The sequence below is a fragment of the Bacillus sp. 3103sda1 genome, assembly GCF_024159135.1.
GTDB classification, from domain to species: Bacteria; Bacillota; Bacilli; order Bacillales; family Bacillaceae_G; genus Bacillus_A; species Bacillus_A rhizoplanae.
In genome coordinates this window covers 2,914,894-2,938,273 of sequence record NZ_JAMYWS010000001.1, presented here as the reverse complement: position 1 = coordinate 2,938,273, position 23,380 = coordinate 2,914,894, and the positions used below count along the sequence as shown (strand labels likewise).

Genomic DNA, 23,380 nt, shown 5'->3' with positions numbered 1-23,380 from the left:
TGGGGTAATTTGTATTTTAACGTATTTCCGAAATTTATCCCCATCTTCAAGAGCCCAGCGGTAAGGTGGGGATGAATTTCGGTTAGACATAGCCTAACTGATTTGTAAGAACTGCCAATTGTTCGTATGGTGTATACGTTCCATATCTGACATCTTCACTTGCTTATAGGATTTAGAAGGGTTTTGTATATATTGTCCATGTATATCTTGTACGTATACCATTTTTCCTGTAAATCCTGTCACAAATCCTATTTGTCCAAATACCTTTACTTTATCACCTAAATAGATTCCATCTATATGCGGTGTATTTTTCTTGTTCCGTTTTGCACTTGTATTCTTTGTTTTCCTTCCTTTTCTTGCGGTTGCTTCATGCAGGGAGCGTTTTTTCTTTCTAAATTGCTTAATGCGAAACTCACCGCTTTGATCATATTCTTGTATTTGTGTTGGATGGGCAATCGCAATCGCGTCATTTACATGTGTTTTTGATAAACCTAATTCTTTTCGCTTCGGTGTGGTGTAACTGTCGTGCGTAATGTCACAATCTAAATGATTCATGATTTGTAAACGCAATATATTCATAAAAGCAGTCTCTTTATATTGTTTTGGTTTTTTGAAACTGTGTTTGATTTTCCCTTGATGAAATTTTTGATGGCATTCATCGTGCACTGTTACAAGATTATCTGCCATATCTGAACCGCCACTGCATCGTTCAATGATATGATGTGTATGCAAAATACCACCTTTCTTCTTACAAATTTGACAGGTGTAATTGTCTCTTGCGAATACATAATATCTCGTATTCCAAAAGCCAAAGGTATCCCCTTGTTGGTATTCTGTTCCTTGTATATCGGGATTTTTTAGTTTTTGTGCATCAAATTTTCCTACTTCGACAATCACTTTTGGAGATGGTAATAACGAGCGAAATATTTCAATCCAATGAATTTGGTTATCCACTCTGCTTTGAATCGATGGTGGCAACCATCCTTCTTTCTTTTTCCGATTGAGAAAACGTGCTTTTCGATATCTTGTTTTTCGTTGTCTTCTACCTCTGCGTAATGTAGCTCTTAGTGTAAGATTTTCTTTGACGTCTTGACGCAACTCAATGGTTCCTTTTGCTAGCACTTTGTCTTCAGTGGTAATCGCAATGCCGATATGCTTTGCTCCGCTGTCAACACCGATTGTGACGGGTTGCACCACTTCACCTGTGGCATATTGTAATTGAATTGTAAACGGAGTGTATCCAATAATCTTTGCTTTTCCTTGTTTGAGAAGAAGCCGTGCCTTGCGATGACTGCAAGGCATGAGCGGTTCTCCTCTTACATTCTCGACAAATACACGCATGTTTTGTCCCTCCTAAGAGTTTGTTTCCCTTCGCCAATGTTTGTAGGTGTTAGCAACTTCTTATACAAGAAGGCATGTGGTTGACCGTTCCTTCCCAATCAGAACTGTTACAGAGCCACCATAGAGCCAAGAACTAGGGAATCATTCTTGGGTATGCAACCTACGAACGGAGTCCACGAAAGACCGAGGCTAGACAACCAGGGCTTTTTTCAGGCCCCCACTTCAAAACGTGTTAGCGTTTAAGTGGTGGGTAGTTGACTTGGTTACGTGATACGTTTCATTTAGAAAGAAATTATTATGACCGCGTAGGCCATTTTGCGCAAGGTTTCGTTCCTGCTCTTTTAACACGGGAGGTTCTCATTAGAGTGGTAGAAATTCAAAAAAGAGGATGGTTATCAATCCTTGTAATTGCTGTGTGTCTAGCATTTAGTGCGCTATATGAATTACTGGAATTTTTAGTTGCAAAATTAACAGGAACGGCAGCAGATGCCTTTTTAGGTACGCAAGGAGATTCGTGGGATACACAGTGGGATATGACCTTCGCGCTAATAGGTGCAATTTTAGCTTTATTGTTGTTTAGGAATGTACAAGATAGAAAGATGGAATAAGAGATATTAATATGTATTACATATTAATTATATATGTAATACATATTTCCCATATAAAGAAGATTACTATACTATATTAGATGTAACATTCGAATGTCTGATGTATTACCGGTAATATCCCTATCCCTTTTCTAAAAATGCGAACTAGATTTACCCTTTTTCCGCATAATTTTTCATAGATTGTACGGAAATATTGTTCGATATCCATTATGGAACGTACATAATGGAAAAATCCCGATTTCTTAGAAGATGCCCCTAATCTTCATGTGATAATGTGTACGGAAAAAACATGAATGTTTTCTCCGTTTACGATCGGAAAAAGGAAAGCTGGCCATTTTGGTCAGCTTTCTTTTTTTCCTGCAATGATGTCCTCTTTTATAATCTCTGTTTTCAATAATAATGCTTTTCCAAAACGACGCTGACATTCTTCAGTTATTTTTTGAACTGCCAATGTGTTAGAAGATGCAGCAACAGTTACGAATGTTTGTCGTGCTCCTCGATTTTCCTCACAAAACACACAATCCACAACATACTTAGAAACTTTCACAGAATCCTTCCTTTCTGTTTTTTAGGAATGCGCTGTCTTTGAAGTTGTTGAAAGTATTCGATAGATTATAAGTTTTTTCCTCTTTTTTCGAGGTGAAATTAGGTAAAAGACAGAATAATATGTATGGGAGGGATAGAGGATGAAGCGTTGGATTGGAGCAGCGGCAATCTGTATAAATGACAATAAAGAAGTATTAATGGTATTACAAGGGAAACGAGAAGAAGAAAAACTTTGGTCTGTACCTTCAGGTGGGCTGGAAAAAGGAGAAACGTTAGAAGAGTGTTGCATACGTGAAGTATGGGAAGAAACGGGGTATCGTGTTGAAGTCATTGAAAAAGTGCACGAAAAAACAGGTGTTACATTCAATATTCCTGTACAAGTACACTATTATGTTGTGAAAATAGTAGGGGGAGAAAGAAAAATTCAAGATCCGGATGGATTGATTTATGAGATTGAGTGGAAACCACTTCAAGAACTTAAAAATATTCCCCTTTCATTTCCGGAAGACTATGAGTTGTTGTGTCAGTTGTGTATATGCTAGGGAATGATTGAGGCGAGAAATGAGAAAATGTATATAGGGGGATAAAAGAAAATGTATATTAGGTTATTCTTGTATGCGTTTTCTTTTATTTTTGCGCATTTCGAAACGCGATTAGAGAGCTGAACTTGTTTCTAATGTTAATAACATTGATAATCTTACAATCTATCGGTAAAAAGTTTGGAAATTTTATCTCGCTATTCGCGGGCAGTAAGACCCCCACCTCAAGATGCAAAGAAAAGCGAAGAAGAAAGGTGGGGGACCCGTAAAAGCCCGATTGGTTTAACCATCAGTGGGAGAGGAAGAAAACCTTCACTGATGGTTAGTTGAACTTTATCGTGGGATTTTTTTAAAAGTATTTGTCTAATATATAATTCTTATGTTATTAATTTATTATATATATTAATAAAAAAGGGTGTTCTATATGGAATTACGGCATTTACAATACTTTGTTGTTGTAGCAGAAGAGCTTCATTTTGGAAGAGCGGCAGCTCGCTTACAGATGACGCAGCCACCGCTTAGTCAACAAATTCAACAATTAGAACAAGAAATGGGAGTTACACTATTTTCAAGAACGAAACGAAGAGTAGAGTTAACAGAAGCAGGGGAATTGTTTTTAAAAGAAGTGAAAAAAGCTTTTATACAAATTGATAAGGCAGTCGAAGTTGCCCAACGAGCACAAAGAGGAGAAATTGGATCGCTGTCTATTGGTTTTGTTGGGTCAGCAATGTATGATATTTTGCCGCCAATCGTTCGAGAATATCGAAAAAAATTTCCGAATGTATCTGTTGTCCTGCATGAATTATCTACACCAGAACAAGTAGATGCACTTCATGATAATCGAATTGATGTCGGACTATTACGGCCACCTATTACAAGTCAGTTATTACAATTGGAGACAATTCAGCATCTTCCTTGTACACTTTGTTTACCGAAGGTGCATCCGCTTGCGAATAAACAAGCAATATATATTGAAGATTTGCAAAAAGAACCTTTTGTTTTTATTACACGAAATGTTTGGCCAACATTATATGATAATATTCTCTCTTTATGCCGTGATGCAGGGTTTAGTCCGCAAATTGTACAAGAGGCGACAGAGTATCAAACAGTGGTCGGACTTGTTGCTGCTGGAATTGGGATAACGGTAATACCAGTGTCTGCAAATAATTTATATCAATCAGAAGTTGTATACAAAGAAATATGTGATTCTAATTTTGTTGCGGAACTAGCAGTAGCGTATCGAAAAGCAAATATAAATCCAGAATTACAAGAGTTTTTGAAAATAGCGAAAGCAAGAGAAACGAACGAATTTACAAAATGACGAGAAAAATGACAAAACTGTAAGACTGTACTAAAGCATGTAAGGAAGTTCGATGTTTTCCTCATTCTTTTTTTATTATAGTAAAAGAGAAGAAAGAATAAGGAGATGTCATAATCATGATAATACATATGTTTATAGAAATAAAAAAACGTGGGAGGGAATGTAGATGACGTTTTCTCAACTCGCGTTTAAAAACGTTAGTCGAAATATGCGCGCGTATGCTGCTTATTTTTTAAGTAGTGCATTTTCAGTTATGATTTTCTTTTTATATGCTTTTTTTATTTATCATCCTAACATTGATGGAAGTGAAGGGATTCCAGGAGCAGTTCGGCAAGGAATGTTTGTTGCAGAATACATTATTTATTTTTTTTCTTTTTTCTTTATTTTTTACTCTGTTAGTTCATTTTTAAAAGTTAGGAATAAAGAGTTTGGGATTTTTGTTATTCATGGTATTACAAAGCAGCAATTAATTCGGATGATCTTCTTTGAAAATATGATTGTTGGTATAAGTGCTCTCATAAGTGGTATTGTTTTAGGTCTTTTATTTGGGAAGTTATTTTTTATGTTAGCAAGTACTATGATGAACTTAAAAAGTTTGCCGTTTTATATGCCGTGGCAAGCAATGAAAATTACAGCTGTTGTGTTTTTTTCATTGTTTTTCATTGTTGCTTTTGTGACAAGTTTATTTGTGCAAAGTAAAAAAGTGATTACGTTATTAAAAGGGAATAAGAAGCCAAAGCCTGAACCGAAAGCTTCTATTTTATTATCTATAGTAGCAGCAAGTTTGATTGCAATTGGATATATTTTATCTATGACAGCAACTCCTGGTACTATCATGTTTTTATTGTTACCTGTTACAATACTTGTCATTACTGGTACTTATTTTTTATATGGACAGCTTAGTATATTTATCATAAGACTTTTAAAAAAATCAAAGAATTTATATTGGAAGAAAACGAATTTATTATCATTTTCTATGCTAGCATACCGTATAAAAGATAATGCACGTATGTTCTTTATGGTGACGATTGTGTCGACTGTTGCTTTTTGTGCCATTGGAACGTTTGCTGCTTTTGTAACAACACAAAAGAATGAAACGATCAATAACATACCATTTGCTTTTAGTTTAATGACTTATAATGAACATCAAGCACAGAAAGAACAATACGAAAAAGAAATTGAAGCTACTTTTCAAAAGGAAAAGATTACCTATAAAAAGGTCAGTGCGCAGTTGAGTTTTCAAGCAATTTCTAATCAGACGCAACCAGCCGTTATTATGAATCAGGCTGATTATAATACATTTGCAAAGCAGCTTGGTTATGAAACGGTGGCATTATCAGGGAATGAAATAGCCCGTGTTCCTTCTTTTGGGCAAAGTAATTTTATTGATATTGCTAAAGAATCAAATGTAACATTGCAAGAAAGCGGAACACAACTTCATGTTTCTCGTGTGGTGCAACATAATATTTTCTCTGGTGGTGTATTTCCAGGACAAATTCTTGTTGTTTCTAATGAAATGAAACAATTGATTACAGAAGGACAGAAAACAGTAAGTTATACAGCGTATGAAGTGAAGAACTGGGAAGGAACGACGCAAGTAGCAGCGCAATTAGAGAAACAAATAAACCAAAAAGGGCAATATGAATTTTCATCACGCATTACAACTTATAATGAGATTAAACAATTGACAAGTATAATTTTATTTATCGGTTTGTTTGTCGGAGTAATATTTTATTTATCTGCTGTCAGCTTTTTATACTTTCGTTTATTTACTGATTTAGAAACGGATAAACATTATTATCAATCGCTTATGAAACTAGGTATGGGCGAAGATGAAATGAAGCGAATAATGACCGTACAAATGGGAGCATTATTCTTTATTCCGATTCTCATAGCGGTTTTGCATACGAGTGTTGCTTTAATGACGTTGCAAAAATTATTCGTAACAGAGATTCTTTGTTCCTCACTTATTGTTATTGGGTTATTTTTATTTGTGCACACATGTTACTTTTTACTATTAAGAAGACGATACTTTTTACAGTTGAAAAAGCAAATTGTGCAATGAAAACGGCGATGTTACTTTGTAACATCGCTGTTTTTAACTTCAATACAATATGTATATACGTGTTCATTTTCTTTGATAAGACGTTGTATAGAACGATCATCTTCAAGAGAAGTTGCAGATCCTTCTATTTTATTTGTGTTAAAAATCCATGCACCAAGAATAACCTTTTCGTTGTACTTTATTGTTCTTCCTTCATGAATTGATGTGAAAGTAGATACATTGCTTTCTGGAAATATCCCTTCAAAGAATTTATACGAGCCTCCAGAAATATTCATAAACCACTGCTGAACTTCACGTGTTCCGTTCTCATATTGAAATATTTGCTGCCCGAAAGAGAGTTTTATTTTTTCTTTTTCAAAATGGGATGAAGAAAGTCCGCCGATTTCTTGTACTTTTGTTCCGTCTTTATAATACTCAATGGTTGTACGAATTTCGTCTTGTTTGTTTGGAAGGGTGGCTTCATAGATATATATGTTTCCTTGTTGAATGGGAGTTAAGTTTAATATTTGCGCTTCTTGTTTTGTTAATTTGTACGGCTTAACAAATGGATGCGTATGATTTGTACAACCGCCAAGGAGTATCAGCAGTATGGAAAGAAGAAAGAATTTTTTTTTCATGTCATCACCTCAGCTTAATATATTATACGTACTGTGAAATATTTCCTTTAACTAGATAATAGAGATGTTGCAATTATTAATACATATATCGAATAAATATATGTATTTTCATCTAAGTCTTAAGGCTTAGATATAATTCCTATTGGAGTTCGATGCGAAGGTATATATCATTTTATATACTAACTTGGGTATAGGAAGTTGTACGGAGGAGTTGTTATGTCGTTATTTCAATTAGCAAAGAAAAGTATACAGGCACATGCGGCAGAACGGTTACAGCATTTTGTTTTTATAGCTTGTAGTGTGATTGTATATTTTCTTTTAGTATCCATTCAATATAATGAAGCAGTTGTAGGGGCAATAAAGCACAAATCATTTTTATATTATGGATCAACAATAGCCTTCAGTTTTTCATGTCTTTTCATACTGTATGTACATGCTCGTTTTATGAAAAATCGTCAAAAAGAATTACAATCGTATCGATTCACTGGTATGAAGCGAAGGCAAATAAGTCTTATATTGTGCTATGAACAACTTATGATAGGGGGAGGAGCACTTGTTTTTGGGCTTCTTCACGGTATGTTATTTTTAAAGTTATTTACTGTTATTATTATGAGATTAACGGGTAGTCATGGAATAAGTAGTGCACCGATTACAATATATGGCCTTTTGTATACAGCTATTTTATTTATTATTATGATTTTACTGACGGCGGGGCAATGTTATCGATGTGTGTATCAGTTGACTGTTGTAGATTCATATAACGTGAATGACAAAGTATGAATGCTTTATATGTAAAACATGACATAAAGTGAAACTTCCATCAGTGTTTTTTTCATCCCTACTGATGGTTAGTTGAACCAATTGCTCTTACTGTCCGTTAATGCGGGATAAAATGAAAACCGGGCTTCCTAGAGAAGTCCGGTTTTTTATGCTGCCACTTTTTTATGTGTATGCTGCCTTGTGGATCGTCCACGTATTTTATATGCAATTTGAGGAATTGTAATTCCTACAAGGATAAGTGCAACACCAAGCCATTGTGAAGTCATTACAGCTTCTTTTAAGAAAAGCACCGACATAACGGTTGTAACTGGTAGTTCAGCGGCGCCTAAAATTGTCGCTAAACCAGAGCCGATTTTTGGAATTCCAATTGTAAATGTAATGGTGGGAATCACGATACTAAATGTCCCTAATGCTAACCCGTATTTCCATAATCCATTTGTAAGTGCACCACTGTATATAAACGTTGGTGGGAAAGCAATCATTACTAATGTTAATGCGCCGGCCATAAGCAATACGCCGCGAGGTAATGATGGAACTTCTACTGCCACTCTTCCGCTCACGAAAATATAAAAAGCAAATGCAATTGCTGATAATAATCCAAAGAAGATACCTTTCATATCAAAGCTTCCTGCTGATTGCTCGAGTAATCCGCTTGAAAGAAACGTTCCGGTTAGTAAGAAAAGTACAGAAATCAATTTCTCTCTAGAAGGAAATGTTTTTGTTGCAACTGCTTCAATGATAATCCCGATCCAAACGAATTGAAATAGTAAAACAATAGCGATAGAAGCTGGTACAGTTTGTAATGAACCGTAATAAAAAATACCTGTTAAGCTAGCTGATGTGCCTGCGATAAATAAAATAATCATTTGCTTTAATGGTACACGATGCCTAGAGATTAATAATGTAATCGCAAGTAAAATGAGCCATCCGAACAAATATTGACTTCCGATTACTTCTCCTAGTGTAAATCCTTCACTGTACGCAAATTTAACAAAGATTGCTAAAATACCGTAACTGCATGCTCCTAATAAAACGAGTAATGAATAACGAAGCACCCTATATTCCTCCAATCTATTTTATTAGTAACTATGTTCCAGAACGAACAAATATAGCTAGATGGAAGTATACAAAATTAAAAATGTAGGGTCAACTGAAAGAAAAGTGTGACATTTTATAGAATAATAATAAAAGTATGATATTTATGCATAATGATGAAAAAAGAGGGATATATTGCTTGAGAATATAAGAGGAATATGAATATAACTTTCATTACAAAAAAATATTTTATAATAATAAATGAAGTGAAATATATAAATCAAAATTAAAAAACGACCTAAAAGCCTCTTTCCTTTTAGGTAGGCAAGAGCATCTAATGCATAGCAGCGACTTATATGTTGAAAAATCAAAATGGATTTATCCCGCATTAACGGGCAGTAAGCCTCCCTACTGATGGAAGTTTCACTTTATATAAACAAAGCAAATAGCAATATTACGAATAGAATTTTATGATATTCATAGTGATAATAGTAAGTTCATGAATTTTTCATGGTATTCGCTGTGAATTTTGCTACAATAAATGAGAAGAGAGGAGGCGGAATATGCAAGACATTAATATCTTTTTAGCGTTTGGGGCAGGTTTTTTATCATTTATTTCTCCATGTTGTTTACCGCTCTATCCAGCATTTTTATCGTACATAACAGGGATGTCTATTTCTGATTTAAAAGAGGAGAATGCCATGCTTCGTAAACGGAGTATGTTGCATACAGCATTTTTCTTAATTGGGTTTTCGATTATTTTTATTGCAATCGGTTTTGGAACAAGCTTTGTAGGGACATTTTTTGTAGATTATCAAAATCTAATTCGCCAATTAGGAGCTATTTTTATTGTTGTTTTCGGTTTCATTATAACAGGAGTGTTTAAACCAACATTCTTAATGCAAGATAAAAAAATTACATTTAAAAGTAGACCGAGTGGTTACTTTGGCTCTACTTTAATTGGAATCGCATTTGCTGCGGGATGGACACCTTGTACAGGACCGATTTTAGTGTCAGTTATTGCACTTGCTGCGACAAATCCACAATCAGCGATGTTATATATGATTGCTTACATACTTGGTTTTGCGATTCCATTCTTTATTTTGTCGTTCTTTATTACAAAAATGACTTGGATTAAAAAACATAGTGCATCGTTCGTTAAAATTGGCGGTTATATTATGATTGTAATGGGTGTATTACTTTATTTTAATGGTCTTACAAAAATCACTATATTCTTTTCGAATTTATTTGGTGGATTTAAAGGATTTTAGTTTTTTTTATAGAAATGTTGGAAATACTAAAAGTAGAGCATATACTGAGACTATATTTTCGATATTTCCAAAACAAAGGGTGAGTACGAATGAATTTAGCTCTTTTATCAAGTATTATGGCGATTTGTATGGCTGTCGGAGTCATGTTTATTCGCATAAAAGCAGCAAAAAAACCAGCAACATTGAAAAAAATTGTACTTCCACCAATCTTTATGAGCACGGGAGCAATTATGTATCTTCTCCCAGAATTTCGCCTAACAGCGCAAGAAATATTAGAAGCAATTATTGTAGGGTTAATTTTTTCTATTTTTCTTATTAAAACGTCAAAATTTGAAATACGAGGACAAGAGATTTATTTAAAACGCTCTAAAGCGTTTATCTTTATTTTAATTGGTTTACTTGTTGTTCGCATTGCGTTTAAATCGTATTTAAGTGCGACGATTGATGTAGGACAATTAAGTGGAATGTTTTTCTTACTTGCGTTTGCGATGATTGTATCATGGCGCATTGCAATGTATCGTTCGTTTACGAAATTACAAAAGGAAATGGAAAAACAATCCGATTTTTATAATGAAAAAGATATAAAGTTAACGTAAAAACCTCAAGAATTCTTGAGGTTTTTTATTTTGCTAGTAATGATTGATAACGTGAGTAGTCAATTTGCTTTTCTTTTAATTTTTTTATTAAAAACTTATGATCCCGTTTTGGTGTTGCTAAAATATATCCTTTAATGATTAAATCTTCTGTTATTTGTGATGCTTGTTCTTCTAAAGCGAGTGCACCAATTTTACCAGCAATTTTAGACCGAGCGACGTCGCGAAATAGTTCTGGAACAGGGCTGACAAGTTCTTCTAATAAAGCTTTTTGCTCAGCTTTCCATAAATGTCTCGTTTCATCGATATAATGTTGTTCCCAATCTAAAATGGACAGGCCATCTTCTTTTGGTAGTCGTTTTAAGAATTTTCGGAACATAAAATATCCACCAATGGACATGAGTCCTAGTAAAATAACTGTCCATATGACAATAAACCAACTGAACCATCCTTCAAGCAACATAATTCCCCCTTTATGTTATTAGAAACCGATTCTTTTCTTTTTATTATAAGCAGTGAGATTCATAGAAAGCAAGAAAGCTTGACCTATTGGCCAAGCTTTCTTATACAAAGTATAATTGTTCAATTCGGAATGTTTCTGTATCATCTTCGAAATATTCGATGATTAGCGTGCCAACTTTGCGATTTTTATCCTCGGTAGTGAAAATAGAATAAGAAGTAAAGCGTGCTGCTGATAAGCCGCTAATATGTGTAGGGAGGGTAATATATTCGTTGTTTTGAAAGAAAGTCATAAGTTCAATGTCTTCAAACTGCTTGCGATTTTCAATCGCTTCTCCAGTATAACGCTTTTGTAATTGTTTTAATGTTTCGTTCCATGATCGTACCTGTGTGTCGTATACCATTGTTCAAGCTCCTTACTGTATGTAGTAAAAAGAACATATGTTCCTATATAGTATACTCCTTTTAAAAGAAAAGGAAAAGCAAAAAATAATGTAAGCTTGGTTTTTCAAGCTTACATAACGGAAAAATACGTTCAATTTAATCTCTGTTTTTTATTATAAGACAGATAGAAAAAGGAAACAAGGAGAGAAGTATCTTGCTTATAATTTTGAAAATTCCATATAATTAATGAAGAAGATTTTTTGTAGGGAGGGAAATTATGAAAACGATTGGGCTTATTGGTGGAATGAGCTGGGAATCAACTGTAGAGTATTATCGAGTTATTAACGAAGAAGTAAAAAACAAATTAGGAGGGTTACATTCAGCAAAGTGCCTTTTATATAGCGTTGACTTTGAAGAAATTGAACGTTATCAATCAGAGGATAACTGGAAACAGGCAGGTGAAGTGCTGGGGAAAGCTGCATTTTCATTAGAAAAAGGTGGGGCTGATTTCATTATTATATGCACAAATACGATGCACAAGGTTGTAGATGACGTAAAAGAAAAAATCAATATTCCTATTTTACATATTGCCGATGCTACAGCTAAGCAAGTGAAAAAACAAGGAATTAACAAGGTAGGTTTACTTGGGACAAAATATACGATGGAGCAAGATTTTTACAAATCACGATTAGAATCCAATAGTATAAAGGTTATAGTACCAAATGAAAATGATAGAGAAATTGTAAATAAAGTAATTTATGAAGAATTGTGTTTAGGAAAAGTGTGTCAAAAATCAAGAGACTACTACAAAAAGGTAATTGAACGCTTAGTTGATAACGGAGCTGAAGGAATTATATTAGGTTGTACAGAAATTGGGTTACTAGTTAAACCAGAGGATTCTAGCGTTCCATTATTTGATACAGCTTTCATACATGCCATTAAAGCTGTTAATAAATCTTTAGAAGATTGAGTGAATCTAACTTTAATAAAAGAAGGCATTGGATTAATGATTGAACAAAAAGGGCATTGGAATAAAAAGGATGAAGGAAATGAGGAACATTATATCGTTACAAGGGCCTATGGCAAGCGGAAAAACAACATTAGCGAAAAGGTTAGAACAAAGAGGGATACGGATTGTATACGAAAATCCGTATCCAATTGTCGCGAAGAGAAAAGAAATGCGATTAGATATCGGCACAAAAGAAGGATTTATCGCAAATCAGAAGCTTTTTATTGAGGCGAAAATAGAAGAATTTCAGCAGCTACCTAATGGTATTACCATTTTTGATCGTGGACCAGAAGATATTGAGTTCTATACCTTATACTATCCAAAATTAATAGGGAAAGATTGGGATATGGAAAAGGAAATGATAAATGAATTAAGGGAGTTACGGAAATGTCGTTCACAAGCCATTTTTTATTTAAAAGCTTCAAAGGAAGTATTGCAAAAAAGAAAAGAATCTGATGATATAAGACAACGAAGTACATTTGAAGAACAAATGAAATTAATAGAAATAGAGAAAAGTTGGTATGAACAATTTCCAGTCACGTATTTGAATGTGGATGCAAAGTTAGTAGAGGAAGTGGAGCACTATTTTATAAAATGGTTAGGAGAGCGTGGAGGGGCATAAAAGAAAGCTGTCTTTTTCTAGAAGAAACAGCTTTGCTAGTATAGTACTATTTTAATTATTTTCTACAGCGATAAACCGCTACAGCCTTCGGATCGCGCCATATGCCATTATGATGTGATAAATCCTGTTCTATTTCAACTTGTAACCACTTTTTCATCTCTGTATGTAAGCTAAAATCATCTGGAATATTTAGCGATGGAAACATACTTGCTATATAATTTACAATAGGTGCAGATTCATGGAAAAGAAGAGAGTTGTGAATAACAGTTTCCTCAACAATAGGAAAAACTGCGCTCAATAGTTCTTTACCGTTTTCTAAACAAAATGGACTAGCCGTAGGTGACTTTTCAGGTAATTCAAATGCAAGTAACATTCGGTTACACATGTCTTCTATGCGTGGTAATGATGCATAGGAATTTGTTGTAGCTAGAAAACCACCATCTGGACGGATAATATTTTTAAACCCTCGAATAGTCTTTTCGACATCAGGTACATGATACAACATGTGACGTGCAATAACCCAATCGTAAAAATTATAGGGAAAAGGGAGCTTCGTCGCGTTTCCAATTACCCATTCAATTGTTCTTTTATTGCTACTATTCTTTTTTGCTTCTTGAATCATAGCGGGGGATTGATCTAGCCCTGTAAGCGGACCTTGGTGCCCCTGATGGTGTAATGTTATAAGAAATTTTCCAGTTGCACAGCCAATATCTAATATTTTTTCTTGTCCTGTTAATTGCAATTGAGAGATTACTATTTTATCTAAATCTACTTGTTTTTCTTCATATTTTAGATGTGTATCGATTCGTACTTGCAGATGGTCATTCACTGTATATTGACGTTTTACATCATTTAACTTTTGTGATTCCACTTGTATGCAAAAATTTCGAATGGCATGAGTTAATACTTCTGTTTTGTTAAGATCTTCATATGTCAAAGCTGCATCAAATCTTTCTAACAATTCTTCACAGATTCTAAAGTGAATATCTTTTCTTTTTACCATAGGACCCTTCCTGTAATCAGCTAAGGAGAATATAGCATGCGTCAAATTTCGCTGTAAATAAATTGTGTACACAATTACAGGTTGTTTTTGTGGAAAATTGTGTGATAAATATTTTTTATTAAAATTCTTATAGTAAACCATTGACGATTTAAACGTTTTTATGTATTCTTAAATTAAGAAATATTTAAACAATTCAAAAGAAAAGAGAGAGTCACATGCTTCTTCATGGAACACAACGAATTGGTCGCATGGCGATGCTGCTTGCACTTGCGGAGGAACACGAGAGTCCGATTTTATCTCTTCCGAAAGGTTGGAAATATTGTACGGGCAAAGTTGGTTCAATGAATTCGCAAAAAGTTGTTGCTGCAATGGAAACAGCTGCACGTAGTAACCATGTTATTGAAACAGACGTTTACAGAGAAACACATGCGCTTTATCATGCAATTATGGAAGCGTTGTACGGAGTAACGAGAGGACAGATTCAGTTAGCAGACGTTCTTCGTACAGTAGGGCTTCGATTTGCGATTGTGCGCGGCACACCATACGACGGTGAAAAAGAAGGCGAATGGCTTGCTGTTGCACTATATGGTACGATAGGTGCGCCTGTGAAAGGATCAGAGCATGAGGCGATTGGATTAGGTATTAATCACATATAAAAAACTGCCCATAGTTAATTAGTTAAGAGGGGGCCTTACTTTTTAGGACATTAGTCTGTCTTAAAAAGCTAAGGTCCCCTTGTGCTTTTTTAAAAGGAGGAAAATCATGATTACATTAACTGGACATTCATTAACATTGAAGGAAATGAAACGAATACTGTTTGAAGGAGAGCAGGTAACTGCTTGTCCAAATAGCATGCAAAAAGTTACAGAATGTAGGCAAGCTGTAGAACAAATTGTTGAAGAGGGTAAAGTCGTTTATGGCATTACAACAGGCTTTGGAAAATTTAGTGATGTACTAATTCAAAAAGAAGACGTGAAAGCGCTTCAACATAATTTAATCCAATCTCATGCATGTGGTGTTGGCGAACCTTTCTCTGAAGAAGTGTCACGCGCTATGCTTGTGTTACGTGCAAATACAATGTTGAAGGGTATTTCCGGTGTTAGACCACTTGTTGTAAATATGCTTCTTGAACTCGTGAATCGTCAAATTCATCCCGTTGTTCCGCAGCAAGGTTCACTTGGAGCGAGCGGAGATTTAGCACCGCTTTCTCACCTTGCTCTTGCTTTATTAGGAGAAGGGGAAGTGTTTTATAAAGGTGAGCGTGTTCATACGATGATCGCTTTAACAAAAGAAGGATTAGAACCAATCACATTAGAAGCAAAAGAAGGTTTAGCGCTTATTAACGGAACACAAGCAATGACTGCACAAGGAATTGTAGCGTATTTAGAAGCAGAAGCAATCGCTTATCAAGCAGAATTAATTGCTTCGATGACAATTGAAGGATTACAAGGCATTATTGATGCCTTTGATGAAGATGTTCATCTTGCACGTGGATATAAAGAGCAAGTAGAAGTTGCAAGTCGTATTCGTAATGTGCTTCATGATAGCAAACTTGTTACGAAACAAGGGGAACTTCGTGTACAAGATGCATACTCACTTCGTTGTATTCCACAAGTGCACGGAGCATCTTGGCAAGTGTTGAATTATGTGAAAGAAAAGTTAGAAATTGAAATGAATGCTGCAACAGACAATCCGCTTATTTTTGACGGTGGTCAAAAAGTAATTTCTGGTGGTAACTTCCACGGACAGCCAATTGCGTTTGCAATGGACTTCTTAAAGGTAGGAATGGCAGAGCTTGCAAATATTTCTGAACGTCGTATTGAGAGACTTGTTAATCCGCAGTTAAACGATTTACCACCGTTTTTAAGTCCAGAACCAGGTCTTCAATCCGGTGCGATGATTATGCAATATGCAGCAGCAGCACTTGTTTCAGAAAATAAAACATTAGCTCATCCAGCGAGTGTAGATTCTATTCCATCATCAGCAAATCAAGAAGATCACGTAAGTATGGGAACAATTGCGTCGCGTCATGCACATCAAATTATTCAAAATGTACGCCGCGTGTTAGCAATTGAAACGATTTGTGCGATGCAAGCAACTGAGTACCGCGGTATTGAACAAATGAGCACGCAAACAAAAGCATTTTATCACCAAGTTCGCCAAATTGTACCATCTATTAAAAACGATCGTATTTTTTCAACAGATATTGAAAACACGGCTCATTGGTTAAGAACAACAAATTGGACAATGGACCGTATGAATGCAAATGCAACACTATAATAAGGGAGAGATTACAATGGAAAATGTAAAACAAACAATTCGCGCGCCAAGAGGTACTGAATTAAATGCAAAAGGTTGGGTACAAGAAGCAGCACTTCGTATGCTTATGAATAACCTTGATCCAGAAGTAGCAGAAAAGCCAGAAGAACTTGTTGTATACGGTGGTATCGGCCGTGCTGCTCGTAACTGGGATAGCTATCATGTAATTGTAGAATCTCTTAAAAATTTAGAGAGTGATGAAACGTTATTAGTTCAATCTGGGAAGCCAGTGGCAATTTTTAAATCTCATGAAGATGCACCGCGTGTTCTTCTAGCAAACTCAAACTTAGTCCCAAAATGGGCAACTTGGGAGCATTTCCGTGAACTTGATCAAAAAGGCTTAATGATGTATGGCCAAATGACAGCAGGTAGCTGGATTTATATCGGTACACAAGGGATTTTACAAGGAACTTATGAAACATTTGGTGAAGCAGCACGTCAACACTTTGGTGGTTCATTAAAAGGAACATTAACAATTACTGCTGGTCTTGGTGGTATGGGCGGAGCGCAGCCACTTGCTGTTACGATGAACGGCGGTGTTGTGATTGCAATTGACGTGGATAAACGCAGCATCGATCGCCGCATTGAAAAGAGATATTGTGATATGTATACAGAATCTCTTGAAGAAGCATTAGCTGTTGCAAAAGAATATAAAGAAAAGAAAGAACCAATCTCCATTGGATTATTAGGTAATGCAGCTGAAATTTTACCAGAGCTTGTAAAACGCGGCATTACACCAGACTTAGTAACAGACCAAACATCTGCGCACGATCCGTTAAATGGTTATGTTCCAGTTGGTTATTCATTAGAAGAAGCGGCAGTGCTTCGTCAAGAAGATCCAGAGCGCTACGTACAATTATCAAAGGAAAGTATGACAAAGCATGTGGAAGCAATTCTTGATATGCAAAAGAACGGTGCAATTGCGTTTGATTATGGTAATAATATTCGTCAGGTTGCATATGATGAGGGCTTAAAAAATGCATTCGATTTCCCAGGATTCGTTCCAGCATTTATTCGTCCGCTATTCTGTGAAGGAAAAGGACCATTCCGCTGGGTAGCACTTTCTGGTGATCCAGAAGATATTTATAAAACAGATGAAGTTATTTTACGTGAATTTGCTGATAATGAGCATTTATGTAATTGGATTCGTATGGCACGTGATCAAGTGGAATTCCAAGGACTTCCATCCCGTATTTGTTGGTTAGGATATGGAGAGCGTGCGAAATTTGGTCGTATTATTAACGAAATGGTAGCAAACGGTGAATTATCTGCACCAATCGTTATCGGTCGTGATCATTTAGACTGCGGATCTGTTGCTTCGCCAAACCGTGAAACAGAATCAATGAAAGATGGCAGTGATGCTGTAGCTGACTGGCCAATTTTAAATGCGTTAATTAACAGTGTAAACGGCGCAAGCTGGGTATCTGTTCACCATGGCGGCGGTGTTGGTATGGGATATTCTCTTCATGCGGGAATGGTTATTGTTGCGGATGGAACGGAAGCAGCAGCAAAACGAATTGAGCGCGTCTTAACTTCTGACCCTGGAATGGGTGTTGTTCGTCACGTTGATGCTGGATATGACCTTGCAGTGCAAACAGCAAAAGAAAAAGGCGTTAATATTCCGATGATGAAGTAAGGGGGAGAAACCATGCTAGACATTTTATTAACGAATATCGGTCAATTATTAACAATGGATCAAGAAGATGGATTACTAAGACGGGAAGCGATGAATACGCTTCCTGTCATTGAAAACGGTGCAGTAGGTATTGAAAATGGTGTTATCACATTTGTAGGCACAATGGAAGAAGCAAAGGAATTACATGCAAAAGAAGTTGTGGATTGCGAAGGAAAAATGGTTTCACCAGGTCTTGTCGATCCACATACACACCTTGTATTTGGCGGCTCTCGTGAAAATGAAATTGCTCTTAAATTACAGGGTGTACCATATTTGGAGATTTTAGAAAAAGGCGGCGGAATTCTTTCCACTGTAAATGCTACAAAACAAGCAACAAAAGAAGACCTTGTTGAAAAGGCAAAATTCCACTTAGATCGCATGTTATCTTTTGGGGTAACAACAATGGAAGCGAAGAGTGGTTATGGATTAGATGATGTAACAGAGTGGAAACAATTAGAGGCGGCAGCGCAGGTTCAGAAAGACCATCCAATTGATGTTGTGTCAACGTTCTTAGGGGCTCATGCAGTGCCAAAAGAATATAAAGGGAAATCGAAAGAATTTTTACAGTGGATGCTTGATTTATTACCAGAAATTAAAGAAAAGCAATTAGCAGAGTTTGTTGATATTTTCTGTGAAACAGGAGTATTCTCTGTTGAAGAATCAAAAGAATTTTTACGCAAGGCGAAAGAACTTGGTTTTGATGTGAAAATTCATGCGGACGAAATTGATCCCCTTGGCGGTGCGGAAGCAGCTGCTGAGATTGGTGCTGCATCAGCTGACCATTTAGTGGGAGCATCTGATAAAGGGATTGAGATGCTAGCAAATTCCAATACAGTTGCTGTACTACTGCCAGGTACAACATTTTACTTGAATAAAGAAAGTTTTGCTAGAGGCCGTAAAATGATTGATGATGGTGTAGCAGTAGCTTTAGCGACTGATTTCAATCCTGGCAGCTGTCCGACAGAAAACATTCAACTCATCATGAGTATTGCGATGTTAAAGTTAAAATTGACACCAGAAGAAGTATGGAATGCTGTAACAGTAAACTCAGCGTATGCAATTAATCGCGGTGATGTAGCTGGAAAAATCCGTGTTGGACGTAAGGCGGACATCGTATTATGGGATGCATACAATTATGCGTACGTACCGTACCATTACGGCGTTAGTCATGTAAATACAGTGTGGAAGCAAGGAAATATTGCGTATACAAGAGGTGACAAGGCGTGGAGCAAGGCCACTATTTAAAGAAAAATGCAAAGTTTATTGACCGTGAAGTAACGAAATGGAGCGATATGATTAAGAGATGGGATGAAAGCGAAGAAATCTTCGGAGCAGCATTAATTGGTGCTCCGCTGTCAAAACCATCCATTAGTCATTCGGGCGCATGCTTTGCACCGAACACAATTCGAGCGATGTTAGATGCTTATAGTACGTATGCAATTACAGAAGAGCATGATATGAAAGATAGCGTTCTGTATGATTGTGGCGATATTACGATGCATGTCACGGATTTAAAAGAAAGCCATGCTCGCATTGCAAAAACGTTAGAAAGTCTTACAAAGTCGAACCCACAGATGGTACCGATTGTTCTTGGTGGAGATCATTCCATTAGCTTTCCAAGTATAAGTGGTTTTGCAAGTAGTAAAGGGAAAGTTGGGATTATTCAATTTGATGCTCATCATGATTTACGTAACTTAGAAGATGGCGGACCTTCAAATGGGACACCGTTTCGTAGTTTATTAGAGAATGATGTTATTACAGGGAAGCAACTCGTGCAAATAGGGATTCGAAACTTTTCTAATGCCCGTACGTACCATGAATATGCAAAAGAACATGGAGTAACGGTATATACGATGCAACATGTTAGAGAGCGTCATATAAAGGACATTATTACAGAAAGTATTGAATTACTGCGCCATCAAGGTGTTACATCTATTTATATTTCTGTTGATATGGACGTATTAGATCAAGCGTTTGCACCAGGGTGTCCGGCAATTGGGCCAGGCGGTATGGATAGTACTACGTTACTTGATGCAATGACAGTGCTTGGGCAAGAACCTCTTGTGGCAGGTATGGATATTGTGGAGATCGATCCAACACTTGATTTTCGTGATATGACAAGCCGCGTGGCAGCACAGGTAATTATGAGCTTTTTATTGGCTCGCGAAACGGTGCGTAAACAAATAAATATATGAGAAAAGAGAGTTAACTCAAAGTTTCGTTTTAACGGAATTTTGACCGTTAGCTCTTTTTTCTTTTGGGTTACACTTTAATCGTATTGGGCCATAAGTACATAGTTCCTTGGTATATAGAAATACTAAGAATAATATTTGAAGTGAAATGGAAGGAGATGTTCTTATGGACTACAAAATATTTAGATTTATTAACCAGTTGGCTGGTCGTTATCCATCTGTGAATGCCATCATGATTATGATTTCTCAAAAAGCGCGCTATGTGTATGCTTTTTTATTAATCTTAATGTGGTTTCGGAACAGGTTTTATAAAAAAATTACGATACAGGCAACACTCTCTGCGAGTATAACATTATTTATTAATTTTTTTATAAAACGATTCTATTTTAGAGCTCGTCCTTTTTTGGATCATAATGCGCACATATTACCCCCAATTCCACCAAGAATGAATTCTTCATTTCCGAGCAAACATACGATGCTCTCATTTGCCGTTGCAACGTCTATCCTTTTTTATAAACGTATGCTTGGGTGCTTTATGTGGCTATTAGCATTTTTAACAGGATTTTCACGTATTTGGAGTGGGCAGCATTATCCATCTGATATTATAGGAAGCGCCTTAATAGGGAGTCTAACTAGTATTGTTGTTAACGTTATTTTATGGTTATGGAATTCTTTTGTTCTATGTATTATGCATAGCTACAATCGTCTTTGTACCTTCGTAAGATTGCGTTAATCATGAATGGAATATGAAATGCGTATTATCTTGTTAGAGTAAATTCTAATTATTAGGAAGTTAGTGGAGTATGAATAATTGAAATATAAAAAATGATAGATAAAGCATTGCTTACTAAAAGAAGAGCAAATAGGAAAGTAACTTTTCTGTTTGCTCTTCTTATTTATCCCGCTATTCTTGGGCAGTAGGCCCCCACCTCAAGATTGAGAGAGAAGCGAAGAAGTTAGGTGGGGGTAGTTCAATTTGGACATAATAGGTAACCGAATATCTACAGTTGTGCCCTTATTTAATTCACTTGTAATGTGTAATTTTCCATTATGTTCTTCAATTATTTTATAACACATCATTAACCCTAATCCAGTTCCTTTTTCTTTCAAACTATAGAAGGGTTCACCTAAACGTGAAATGCGATCTTGTGGAATTCCGCAGCCTTCATCTGTGATGTTGATTAATATAGAATGATTTTCTGCCTGCATAGTTTCAATGAAAATATTACCTCCGTGAGGCATTGCTTCTATCGCGTTTTTCAAGATATTGATAAATACCTGTTTTAGTTGATTTCCATCACATTGCATTGTTGGCAAAATGGACGCGTGATTCATGATGATATGTACATTTTGCATCATTGCAGTTGGTAAAATGAATGTTACCACTTCTTCAATTAATTTTTGAATTTGGCAAGATTGTATAGATACAGTTTGTGGTTTAGACATTGCCATAAATTGATTCGTAATCGATTCCATTTGAGCAATCTCACTTAACATGACATCAACATACCATTTGCTATTTTCACTAATATCAGGTTCTAGCAATTTTAAAAAACCTTTTAAAGAGGTTAATGGGTTTCGTATTTCATGAGCAATTCCAGCAGTTAGCTGTCCAACAACTGCTAGTTTCTCAGATTTTCTCAATAATTGTTCTGTTTTCTTTAAATCTGTAACATCTTGTCCCATAATGACGATTCCTTTTCGAGATCCATCAGGATGAAAAAGAGGTATTTTTATAATATCAAGGATGAGCGGGCCGGAGCTAGAATCTATAATCATTTCTTCATCACGTATGCTCTCTTTTTTTTGCCATGCAAATTCATCAGATTCTTCACAGTATAGGAAGGAGTTGCGATATAGTTCATTATATTGGATTAACTCGCTATCTTTTTTGCCGCGATATGGCACATTTTCAAAATTTAAACTAGAAATAGCGTAATCATTTGCTTCAAGCCATCTGCCTTCTTCATCTTTAAAAAGAATAAAAGCTGGCATCGCATTTATTAATGTTCGTAAGCGTTTTTCACTCTCTTTTAATGCATGCTCCATTTTTTTGCGTTCTGTAATATCTCTTAAACTACTTACAAAAGCTACTACTTCTCCGTATGTATTTACAATAGGAGAAATAAAGTTACTTACATTAATTAAATTTCCGTTTTTGTGCTGTCTAAGTGTTTCTTGTGATGTGAAAAGTTTGTTATTAGCAAGTTCTTGATAGATCTTGTTGTATTTTTCTTTTGAAAAATCTGGGATAGTAGGTATTGTTTCTCCGAGCATCTCTTGTTCAGTCCAGCCGAAAAGAGTTTCAAAAGCTTTATTTGCTTTCATTACCCGAAGTTTTAAATCAAGAACAACAATGGCATCTACGGTGTTTTTTAGAAGTGAGTCTAGTTGTTGTTTTGTTAATGTAAAATCTTCTTTTATTTGTTTTGTTTTCATGATATCTTTCATTATCACATATGCTCCGACGAGCTTATTATCTACAAAAAACGGTGAGTTTTTTATAATCATATCCATGAGGTACCCATTTTTATGAATCATAGATAATTTATATTCTTGTTGCTTACCATTCATTATATTTTCAAAAGGTTGTAAATTTTGTTCTGTATGTTGTGGAGTAATGAAAGAATAGAGTGTCATCTTTTCCAATTCTTTAACTGTATATCCTAGCATTTTTTCGGCTGCAGGATTAGCGTGTAATATACTACCTTGTAAATCGACAGATAAGATACCATCGGGATTATGCTTGAAAAGAGATGTGCAATGCTCTTTTGTATTTATACATTCTGTCATTTTATTTTTTGTAATAGTAGAGCGTCTTTTTGGATGTATACTTTTTTTAAAAGACGTAAACTGTTTCCTTCGCATTCATTATTCCCCCGGATTATATTCTGTATATGTATGATGATTTTAGATAGATGATATACTATACTACATGTTTTATTTTAAATATATAACACTACTAATGTTATATCCTTTAAGAGTATAGACATGCTAATTA

General features: G+C 35.6%; 22 protein-coding genes and 1 pseudogene. 15 read left to right on the top strand and 8 right to left on the bottom strand.

Annotated elements, in window-relative coordinates; all coding sequences use genetic code 11:
- Positions 1-93: 93 nt before the first annotated feature.
- The gene (iscB, locus tag NKR74_RS14550) at positions 94-1,341 is read right to left on the bottom strand and encodes an RNA-guided endonuclease IscB (RefSeq protein WP_253630033.1); all 1,248 of its coding nucleotides are present in this window, start codon (positions 1,339-1,341) and stop codon (positions 94-96) included.
- Positions 1,342-1,601: 260 nt separating this feature from the next.
- On the opposite strand from iscB, the pseudogene NKR74_RS14545 reads away from it, so the two are divergent.
- Positions 1,602-1,949 (top strand): annotated as a pseudogene (locus tag NKR74_RS14545) (DUF2238 domain-containing protein); the annotation flags it as partial.
- A 340-nt stretch (positions 1,950-2,289) separates the two neighbouring features.
- Here the strand turns inward: NKR74_RS14545 and NKR74_RS14540 are convergent.
- Entirely contained in the window at positions 2,290-2,496 is a 207-nt protein-coding gene (locus NKR74_RS14540) for a DUF3903 domain-containing protein (RefSeq protein ID WP_253630032.1), read from the bottom strand.
- A gap of 139 nt (positions 2,497-2,635) precedes the next feature.
- On the opposite strand from NKR74_RS14540, the gene NKR74_RS14535 reads away from it, so the two are divergent.
- From NKR74_RS14535 to NKR74_RS14525, 3 genes are all read left to right on the top strand, one after another.
- On the top strand, positions 2,636-3,037 hold the full coding sequence (locus NKR74_RS14535) for an NUDIX hydrolase (protein ID WP_253630031.1): 402 nt from the start codon (positions 2,636-2,638) through the stop codon (positions 3,035-3,037).
- Positions 3,038-3,458: 421 nt separating this feature from the next.
- Entirely contained in the window at positions 3,459-4,355 is an 897-nt protein-coding gene (gene alsR / locus NKR74_RS14530; protein ID WP_253630030.1) for an acetoin biosynthesis transcriptional regulator AlsR, read from the top strand.
- Positions 4,356-4,521: 166 nt separating this feature from the next.
- Complete coding sequence (locus tag NKR74_RS14525; RefSeq protein WP_253630029.1) at positions 4,522-6,420, top strand: FtsX-like permease family protein; 1,899 nt, start codon at positions 4,522-4,524, stop codon at positions 6,418-6,420.
- Between the two features lie 11 nt (positions 6,421-6,431).
- On the opposite strand, the gene NKR74_RS14520 is transcribed toward NKR74_RS14525, so the two are convergent.
- Positions 6,432-7,037, bottom strand: coding sequence for a hypothetical protein (locus tag NKR74_RS14520; protein WP_253630028.1), 606 nt, complete (start codon positions 7,035-7,037; stop codon positions 6,432-6,434).
- A gap of 216 nt (positions 7,038-7,253) precedes the next feature.
- Between NKR74_RS14520 and NKR74_RS14515 the strand changes: the two genes are divergently transcribed.
- Entirely contained in the window at positions 7,254-7,817 is a 564-nt protein-coding gene (locus NKR74_RS14515; RefSeq protein ID WP_253630027.1) for an FtsX-like permease family protein, read from the top strand.
- A gap of 146 nt (positions 7,818-7,963) precedes the next feature.
- Here NKR74_RS14515 and NKR74_RS14510 read toward each other — a convergent pair whose 3' ends face one another.
- Entirely contained in the window at positions 7,964-8,872 is a 909-nt protein-coding gene (locus NKR74_RS14510; protein ID WP_253630026.1) for an EamA family transporter, read from the bottom strand.
- A 543-nt stretch (positions 8,873-9,415) separates the two neighbouring features.
- Here NKR74_RS14510 and NKR74_RS14505 point away from each other — a divergent pair.
- Positions 9,416-10,123 carry a cytochrome c biogenesis CcdA family protein gene (locus NKR74_RS14505; protein ID WP_253630025.1) on the top strand — a complete coding sequence of 236 codons (708 nt, stop codon included), beginning with the start codon at positions 9,416-9,418 and terminating at the stop codon, positions 10,121-10,123.
- 89 nt (positions 10,124-10,212) lie between these two features.
- A complete protein-coding gene (locus tag NKR74_RS14500) occupies positions 10,213-10,719 on the top strand; it encodes a CcdC family protein (protein ID WP_253630024.1) in 507 nt (168 codons plus the stop codon).
- A 25-nt stretch (positions 10,720-10,744) separates the two neighbouring features.
- Here the strand turns inward: NKR74_RS14500 and NKR74_RS14495 are convergent, their stop codons facing one another.
- Both NKR74_RS14495 and NKR74_RS14490 read right to left on the bottom strand, forming a co-directional pair.
- The gene (locus NKR74_RS14495) at positions 10,745-11,176 is read right to left on the bottom strand and encodes a DUF2621 domain-containing protein (RefSeq protein WP_253630023.1); all 432 of its coding nucleotides are present in this window, start codon (positions 11,174-11,176) and stop codon (positions 10,745-10,747) included.
- Positions 11,177-11,279: 103 nt separating this feature from the next.
- Complete coding sequence (locus NKR74_RS14490; RefSeq protein WP_253630022.1) at positions 11,280-11,579, bottom strand: hypothetical protein; 300 nt, start codon at positions 11,577-11,579, stop codon at positions 11,280-11,282.
- A 257-nt stretch (positions 11,580-11,836) separates the two neighbouring features.
- Between NKR74_RS14490 and NKR74_RS14485 the strand changes: the two genes are divergently transcribed.
- Both NKR74_RS14485 and NKR74_RS14480 read left to right on the top strand, forming a co-directional pair.
- Positions 11,837-12,529 carry an aspartate/glutamate racemase family protein gene (locus NKR74_RS14485; RefSeq protein WP_253630021.1) on the top strand — a complete coding sequence of 231 codons (693 nt, stop codon included), beginning with the start codon at positions 11,837-11,839 and terminating at the stop codon, positions 12,527-12,529.
- Between the two features lie 70 nt (positions 12,530-12,599).
- On the top strand, positions 12,600-13,190 hold the full coding sequence (locus NKR74_RS14480) for an AAA family ATPase (protein ID WP_375337672.1): 591 nt from the start codon (positions 12,600-12,602) through the stop codon (positions 13,188-13,190).
- A 55-nt stretch (positions 13,191-13,245) separates the two neighbouring features.
- On the opposite strand, the gene NKR74_RS14475 is transcribed toward NKR74_RS14480, so the two are convergent.
- Positions 13,246-14,193, bottom strand: coding sequence for a class I SAM-dependent methyltransferase (locus NKR74_RS14475; RefSeq protein ID WP_253630019.1), 948 nt, complete (start codon positions 14,191-14,193; stop codon positions 13,246-13,248).
- A gap of 215 nt (positions 14,194-14,408) precedes the next feature.
- On the opposite strand from NKR74_RS14475, the gene hutP reads away from it, so the two are divergent.
- From hutP to NKR74_RS14445, 6 genes are all read left to right on the top strand, one after another.
- Complete coding sequence (gene hutP / locus NKR74_RS14470) at positions 14,409-14,849, top strand: histidine utilization transcription antiterminator HutP (RefSeq protein ID WP_098306941.1); 441 nt, start codon at positions 14,409-14,411, stop codon at positions 14,847-14,849.
- A gap of 106 nt (positions 14,850-14,955) precedes the next feature.
- Positions 14,956-16,473, top strand: coding sequence for a histidine ammonia-lyase (gene hutH / locus NKR74_RS14465; RefSeq protein WP_253630018.1), 1,518 nt, complete (start codon positions 14,956-14,958; stop codon positions 16,471-16,473).
- Between the two features lie 16 nt (positions 16,474-16,489).
- Positions 16,490-18,148, top strand: a complete 1,659-nt coding sequence (gene hutU / locus NKR74_RS14460; protein WP_253630017.1) for a urocanate hydratase — start codon at positions 16,490-16,492, stop codon at positions 18,146-18,148.
- A 12-nt stretch (positions 18,149-18,160) separates the two neighbouring features.
- A complete protein-coding gene (gene hutI, locus NKR74_RS14455) occupies positions 18,161-19,432 on the top strand; it encodes an imidazolonepropionase (RefSeq protein WP_253630016.1) in 1,272 nt (423 codons plus the stop codon).
- Positions 19,411-20,382, top strand: a complete 972-nt coding sequence (gene hutG / locus NKR74_RS14450; RefSeq protein WP_253630015.1) for a formimidoylglutamase — start codon at positions 19,411-19,413, stop codon at positions 20,380-20,382. Before hutI ends, hutG begins: the two co-directional genes overlap by 22 nt.
- 163 nt (positions 20,383-20,545) lie before the next feature.
- Positions 20,546-21,112 (top strand): undecaprenyl-diphosphatase, encoded by a 567-nt coding sequence (locus NKR74_RS14445; RefSeq protein ID WP_253630014.1) that lies wholly within the window; start codon positions 20,546-20,548, stop codon positions 21,110-21,112.
- 197 nt (positions 21,113-21,309) lie between these two features.
- On the opposite strand, the gene NKR74_RS14440 is transcribed toward NKR74_RS14445, so the two are convergent.
- Entirely contained in the window at positions 21,310-23,247 is a 1,938-nt protein-coding gene (locus NKR74_RS14440) for a PAS domain-containing sensor histidine kinase (RefSeq protein ID WP_301287704.1), read from the bottom strand.
- Positions 23,248-23,380: the final 133 nt, after the last annotated feature.